Here is a 6,078-nt window from a genome sequence, read left to right on the forward strand (position 1 = left end):
ACTTGACATTGGCTATAGGATTGATTTATTGGTTGAGAGAAAAGTTGTTGTTGAAATAAAATCCGTAGAATCATTAAATGAAATTCATATTGCTCAAGTTTTAACGTATTTAAAATTAAGCAATTGTAAATTGGGTTTATTGATTAATTTTAACTCAGTTTTATTTAAAAATGGGGTTAAAAGATTAATCAACGGAACGATATAAAATTTAGAATATTCATTGTGAACATTGTGTATAACTTTGTGAACTTAGGGGTTTATTCACCACGAAAAACACAAGTTTTTTAACACAGAAAAAGAAAACATGAAAAATTTATTTTGTGAACCTTGTGAAAACCTTTGTGCCCTTTGTGGTAAAAAAAGAAAACAAAATGCAGTCTAAAGAAAATTTAACTTGTACGGAACAAGTCCGCGTAAGATTCAACGAAACAGATCCGTTGGGAATTGTGTGGCACGGACATTACATCGTTTATTTTGAAGACGGAAGAGAAGCTTTCGGAAGACAGCACGGTTTAACATATCTTGATATTCAGAAAGCGGGATTTGTAACTCCGATTGTAAAAAGCACCTGCGAACATTTTCTGCCTTTAAAATATGGCGAAACCTTCAGAATTGTAACGACTTTCGTCAATTCAAATTCTGCGAAATTGATCTATAAATATGAGCTTTTTAACGAAGAAGATAAATTGGTCTGTTCAGGGGAAACCATTCAGGTTTTTCTGGATTCTGATAACAATTTATGCTTGTATAATCCTGAGTTTTTTCAGGCATGGAAAGATAAAATGGGACTCTGATGAAGAAAGAAGTTTATATTACAGATTATAACTGCGTCACGCCTTTAGGTTTTGACGTTTCTTCAAACTGGAATGCTCTTGTTGAAGGAAAATCCGGCGTAGGTTTACATAAAATCATCGAAAATCAGGAGCCTTTTTATGCTTCGATGATTGATTCTGAAAAATTAGATGAAGAATTTAATAGATTCTTCAATTCCGCTCAGAAATCGGAGATTCAGCGTTTAGCCAATGACAACGTGAGCTTTACAAGACTTGAAAAAATGTTTTTGCTGAGCTTAAAACCTTTGGTTGAAAGACACTCAATCTCAGAAGAAACCGCTTTTATTTTATCTACCACAAAAGGAAACATCAGCTTATTAAAAAATCAGGAAACATTACCGGAAAGCGTTTTTCTTTCTAATTTAGCACAAAAAATAGCTGATTTTTTCGGTTTTAAAACAAAGCCCATTGTAGTTTCTAACGCCTGTGTTTCGGGAGTAATGGCAATGAGTGTTGCTAAAAATATGATTCAGGCAGGAAAATATAAAGATGCTTTTGTTGTTGCCGGAGACGAAATTTCAGAATTTGTGATTTCGGGTTTTAATTCTTTTCAGGCAATCGGAACCGATATTTGCAAACCTTATGATAAAAACCGTGACGGAATCAATATCGGCGAAGCGGCAGCGGCAGTTTACATCACTTCAATACGAGATGAAAACGAAAAATTTAGTTTTAAAATTCTGGGAGACTCTGCAATTAACGATGCAAACCATATTTCCGGACCTTCGAGAACGGGAGACGGATTGTTTGCAAGCATCAACAACGCAATGACAGAAGCTCAGGTTTTAGCAGAAAAAATAGACTTTATCTCTGCACACGGAACGGCGACGATATACAATGACGAAATGGAAGCCATCGCTTTCAACAGAATGAATTTACAAAACATTCCTCTACATAGTTTAAAAGCGTATTACGGACACTGTTTAGGCGCATCGGGATTGCTGGAAAGCATCATTTCCATGGAAAGTGCATTGAAAAATACTTTAATCCCATCCAAAAATTTTGAAGAAACCGGAACTTCTCAATCTTTGAATATTATCAGAGAAAACCAATCCACAGAAATTAAATATATTCTGAAAACAGCTTCCGGTTTTGGGGGATGCAATGCCGCGATTGTTTTAGAAAAATGCTGAAAATAATTTTGTAATTTTATAAAATTAAAGTTTTAGGAAATGGAATCTACAGTAGACATCAGAAAAAGAATTCACGAATTCATTGATAGTGCAGATGAAAGAATTTTGCGCATTTTCAAAGGAATTATTGATGCTGAAGAAGAGGAAGATAATTATTCTGTTCCAGACTCACACTATGATGTAATAAATGAAAGAAGAGAAAAATATATAAAAGGAGAAAGCAAATCTTACACTTGGGAGGAAATTCAGGAAAAAGCTAAATCTGCTTTAAAATGATTTACGAATTAATTATACAAGAAGAAGCAAGTTTAGAAATTCTTGAAGCCTATATTTATTATGAAAATGCACAAAAAGGCTTGGGCGAAAAATTCATGAAGCAACTAAACAAATACTTTGTTAGAATTCAAAACCACCCAAAACATTTCGAGATTAAAAAAAATTACAGAGAGGCATTTGTACAGAAGTTTCCTTATCTCATAATTTTTGATATTATTGATAACAAAATCATTATACTATCTGTTTTCAACACCCATCAAAATCCAACAAAAAAGCCTTAAACTTTATTCATGAAGAAAACAGACATCTGCACCATAGAAAATTCAAAAATAGTTCTAAACAACGAGGTTATTTTTGAAACCCCGACTGAAAACTTCTCAGACTTTGCGAAAGAAGCCTATAAAAGCTTAGCGCTGAATTATCCTAAATTTCATAAAATGGATCATTTAAGCAAACTCGCTTTTCTTGCTTCTGAAATTATTCTCAAGGATGAAGACCAAAGCAAAACCGCATTGGTTTTTGCAAACAGATCATCAAGTTTAGACACGGATTTTAAATATCAGGAAAGCATCAATTCTCAGGAAAATTACTTTCCGAGTCCCGCGGTTTTTGTGTATACTTTACCGAATATCTGCGTGGGTGAAATCAGCATCAGACGCAAAATGCAGACCGAAAATGCGTTTTTTGTTTTGGATGAATTGGATGAAGAATTTTTAAGCAATTATTCAGCACAGCTTTTACAGTCCGGAAAGGCAGATAAAGTATTGTGCGGCTGGGTAGAACTATATCAGGAAAGTTACAAAGCTTTTGTATATTTGCTGACATTATAAATTTGATAATTTGAAAATGTGCTGATTTGAACATGTAAAATCATGTCAATAAAGCATAACAATTAGTTAATACATTTTCAAATTATCTCATTAACATATTTTCAAATTAATTTTATGGAAAACTTAAGAGAAGAATTAAAACACAAAATCGTAGAAGTTCTTAATTTAGAAGACGTTGCAGTAGAAGAAATCAAAGATACAGATCCTTTATTTGGAGGAGGTCTTGGTTTGGATTCTATTGATGCTCTGGAGCTGATCGTTCTTTTGGATAAAGAATACGGAATAAAATTAGCCGATCCGAAAAAAGGAAAGGAGATTTTTACGTCCATCGAAACCATGGCAAAATTCATCGAAGAAAACAGAACAAAATAATCCAATCTAACAATGTATCAATTTAGCAATGTACCAATATTGTTATGCTGTTAAACTGATACATTGGTACATTATTAAAAGATGGGTCAAAAAATTGCCATAACAGGAATGGGCATCATTTCCGCCATTGGAAACAATGTGGAGGAAAATCTGAGTTCGCTGACTTCCGGAAAGCACGGGATTTTGGACATTACTTTGTTTGAAACACGTCATAAAGGAAATATCAAAACAGGCGAAATCAAATTGTCTAATGAGGAACTTGCCGCAAAACTTCAGCTCAAAGAAGATCATCATGCAACAAGAACCGCTTTGTTAGGAATGATGGCTGCAAAAGAAGCCGTAGAAAGTGCCGGAATTTCGGATATTAATGAATATAAAACGGGACTGATTTCTTCAACCAGTGTTGGCGGAATGGATGTTACCGAAAAATATTTCTATTCCTACGAAGATTTTCCTGAAAAGCAAAAATACATTGACTCACACGATTCAGGAAATTCATCCTTACTGATTGCAGATTATCTCGGATTAAAAGGTATGGTTTCCACCATCAGTACAGCTTGCTCATCGGCGGCAAACGCTATTATGATGGCCGCAAAACTCATTAAAAACGGCGTTTTAGACCGTGTAATTGTCGGCGGAACAGATTCTCTTTCAAAATTTACTTTGAACGGTTTCAATACGTTGATGATTTTAACGGATGCTTACAATACGCCTTTCGACAACGACAGAAAAGGTCTGAATCTGGGTGAAGCTGCCGCGTTCATCGTTTTAGAATCTGATGAAGTCGTAAAAAAAGAAAATAAAAAAGTTTTGGGTTATCTCTCCGGTTACGGAAATGCCAATGACGCACATCACCAAACTGCTTCTTCGGAAAACGGACAGGGTGCCTATTTAGCGATGGAAAAAGCATTAAAAGTTTCGGGCTTAGATAAAGAAAATATCGATTATATCAACGTTCACGGAACGGCAACGCCAAATAACGATTTATCGGAAGGAATTGCGATGATCCGGATTTTCGGGGAAAACAATGTTCCCGAATTCAGTTCTACAAAAGCATTTACAGGTCATACGCTGGCTGCAGCGGCGGGAATTGAAGCCGTGTATTCTCTTTTGGCAATTCAAAATAATATCATTTTCCCGAATCTGAACTTTAAAACAAAAATGGCAGAGTTTGATTTAACGCCGGTAACGGAGCTTAAAGAGAAAAATATCAACCACGTTCTTTCCAATTCGTTTGGTTTTGGAGGAAATTGTTCAACTTTAATTTTCTCAAAATCATGAGCGCCGTTTACATCAACAGTGCAGCCTGTATTTCAGCTCAGGACACTTTAAATGAAAATTTTTTCCGGAATCTCAAGCCTGAAAATTCAGTTCAGGTTTTAAAAGCTATTGAACCTGTTTACAAAGAATTCATTCCTCCGGCAATGATCCGAAGAATGTCTAAAACGGTAAAAATGAGTTCCGTAGCTTCTCAATATGCTTTAAAAGAAGCAGGAATTGAAAATCTAGATGCGATTATCACAGGAACAGGAATGGGCTGTTCTCAGGATTCGGAAAAGTTTCTGAAAAATGTGCTGGATAATCATGAAGAGTTTCTGACTCCAACCTATTTTATTCAGTCTACTCATAATACGGTTGCCGGACAAATTGCTTTGGGTTTGCAATGTCATGCGTACAATTTCACCTATGTAAATTCTTCTTCATCTTTGGAATTTTCGTTTTTAGACGGAAAATTACAAATTAATGATGGTGAAGCTGAAAACGTTTTGGTTGGTTCTACCGACGAACAGACCGAAAGAGTGATGGAACTGTACAAATTAAATAAAACGATTAAAAAAGAAGAAAATCTTCCCGTTGATTTTCTTAATTCTGATACAGAAGGCGTCATTTGGGGAGAAGGTGCCAGTTTTTTTGTCTTAGGAAAGGAAAAAACAGAAAGCTCTTATGCTCAATTAACAGATATTCTGATTACTAACAAATTAGAATTGGAAGAAACTCAGCAGTTTATTGAAGATTTTATGGCTAAAAATAATTTGACGAATAAAGATATCGATGCGGTTATTTTAGGTTTCAGCGGAGATTCAAAATCGGATGTTTATTATAAAAATGCAATGGCTCTGTTTGACAACTCGGCTTTGCTGTATTACAAACATTTAAGCGGAGAATTTAATACGGCAAGTGGTTTTTCGACGTTCATAGCTTGTCATATCCTTAAAAATCAGGAGATTCCGAAAGTGATGATGATTAATGATCTGAAAAAGGAAGAGATTAAAAATATTCTGCTTTACAATCATTTAGGAGGGAATGATCACAGTCTGGTTTTGTTGGGAAAGGGTTAAAATTAAAACCTGTGAGGTTTGGAACATAAAAAAATAAAGTAGAAAACATTTTGCTTTACAAGTATTTAAAAGAAAATAATCGCTGTCAGATTTTGTTGGGAAAGCATAAAATTAAAACCTCACAGGTTTTTGAAACCTGTGAGGTTTGGAACTTAAAAAATAAAGAAGACATATTGCTTTACAAGTATTTAAAAAGAAAATAATCACAGCTTAGTTTTGTTGGGGAAATCTTAAAAATTAAAACCTCACAGGTTTTAAAAACCTGTGAGGTTTGGAGTTAAGACTCTTCATTCCG

General features: G+C 34.6%; 9 protein-coding genes. All 9 read left to right on the forward strand.

What is annotated here, in order from left to right; genetic code table 11:
• Nucleotides 1–205 (forward strand): GxxExxY protein (locus WFK35_RS19605; RefSeq protein WP_336734070.1); only part of this gene is annotated, 205 nt, incomplete at its 5' end.
• Between the two features lie 166 nt (nucleotides 206–371).
• A complete protein-coding gene (locus WFK35_RS19610) occupies nucleotides 372–794 on the forward strand; it encodes an acyl-CoA thioesterase (RefSeq protein WP_139326228.1) in 423 nt (140 codons plus the stop codon).
• Nucleotides 794–1,966, forward strand: a complete 1,173-nt coding sequence (locus tag WFK35_RS19615) for a beta-ketoacyl synthase N-terminal-like domain-containing protein (RefSeq protein ID WP_336734074.1) — start codon at nucleotides 794–796, stop codon at nucleotides 1,964–1,966. Before WFK35_RS19610 ends, WFK35_RS19615 begins: the two co-directional genes overlap by 1 nt.
• Nucleotides 1,967–2,005: 39 nt before the next feature.
• Nucleotides 2,006–2,242, forward strand: a complete 237-nt coding sequence (locus WFK35_RS19620; RefSeq protein WP_336734076.1) for an addiction module family protein — start codon at nucleotides 2,006–2,008, stop codon at nucleotides 2,240–2,242.
• Nucleotides 2,239–2,523: a type II toxin-antitoxin system RelE/ParE family toxin gene (locus tag WFK35_RS19625; RefSeq protein WP_235131621.1), complete on the forward strand. Its 285-nt coding sequence runs from the start codon at nucleotides 2,239–2,241 to the stop codon at nucleotides 2,521–2,523. The genes WFK35_RS19620 and WFK35_RS19625 overlap by 4 nt, the downstream gene beginning before the upstream one ends.
• A 9-nt stretch (nucleotides 2,524–2,532) precedes the next feature.
• Complete coding sequence (locus tag WFK35_RS19630; protein ID WP_336734078.1) at nucleotides 2,533–3,072, forward strand: 3-oxoacyl-ACP synthase; 540 nt, start codon at nucleotides 2,533–2,535, stop codon at nucleotides 3,070–3,072.
• 114 nt (nucleotides 3,073–3,186) lie between these two features.
• Entirely contained in the window at nucleotides 3,187–3,444 is a 258-nt protein-coding gene (locus WFK35_RS19635; RefSeq protein WP_116099687.1) for a phosphopantetheine-binding protein, read from the forward strand.
• Nucleotides 3,445–3,525: 81 nt separating this feature from the next.
• A complete protein-coding gene (locus tag WFK35_RS19640; protein WP_336734080.1) occupies nucleotides 3,526–4,725 on the forward strand; it encodes a beta-ketoacyl-[acyl-carrier-protein] synthase family protein in 1,200 nt (399 codons plus the stop codon).
• Entirely contained in the window at nucleotides 4,722–5,783 is a 1,062-nt protein-coding gene (locus WFK35_RS19645; protein ID WP_336734082.1) for a beta-ketoacyl synthase N-terminal-like domain-containing protein, read from the forward strand. Before WFK35_RS19640 ends, WFK35_RS19645 begins: the two co-directional genes overlap by 4 nt.
• The last annotated feature ends 295 nt before the right edge of the window (nucleotides 5,784–6,078 follow it).

Source organism: Chryseobacterium sp. VD8 (assembly GCF_037149975.1).
Taxonomy (GTDB): domain Bacteria; phylum Bacteroidota; class Bacteroidia; order Flavobacteriales; family Weeksellaceae; genus Chryseobacterium; species Chryseobacterium indicum.

Coding starts and splice junctions, on each gene's coding strand:
- WFK35_RS19625 (WP_235131621.1), top strand. CDS start 2,239: ATGATTTACGAATTAATTATACAAGAAGAAGCAAGTTTAGAAATTCTT.
- WFK35_RS19645 (WP_336734082.1), top strand. CDS start 4,722: ATGAGCGCCGTTTACATCAACAGTGCAGCCTGTATTTCAGCTCAGGAC.
- WFK35_RS19620 (WP_336734076.1), top strand. CDS start 2,006: ATGGAATCTACAGTAGACATCAGAAAAAGAATTCACGAATTCATTGAT.
- WFK35_RS19610 (WP_139326228.1), top strand. CDS start 372: ATGCAGTCTAAAGAAAATTTAACTTGTACGGAACAAGTCCGCGTAAGA.
- WFK35_RS19640 (WP_336734080.1), top strand. CDS start 3,526: ATGGGTCAAAAAATTGCCATAACAGGAATGGGCATCATTTCCGCCATT.
- WFK35_RS19635 (WP_116099687.1), top strand. CDS start 3,187: ATGGAAAACTTAAGAGAAGAATTAAAACACAAAATCGTAGAAGTTCTT.
- WFK35_RS19630 (WP_336734078.1), top strand. CDS start 2,533: ATGAAGAAAACAGACATCTGCACCATAGAAAATTCAAAAATAGTTCTA.
- WFK35_RS19615 (WP_336734074.1), top strand. CDS start 794: ATGAAGAAAGAAGTTTATATTACAGATTATAACTGCGTCACGCCTTTA.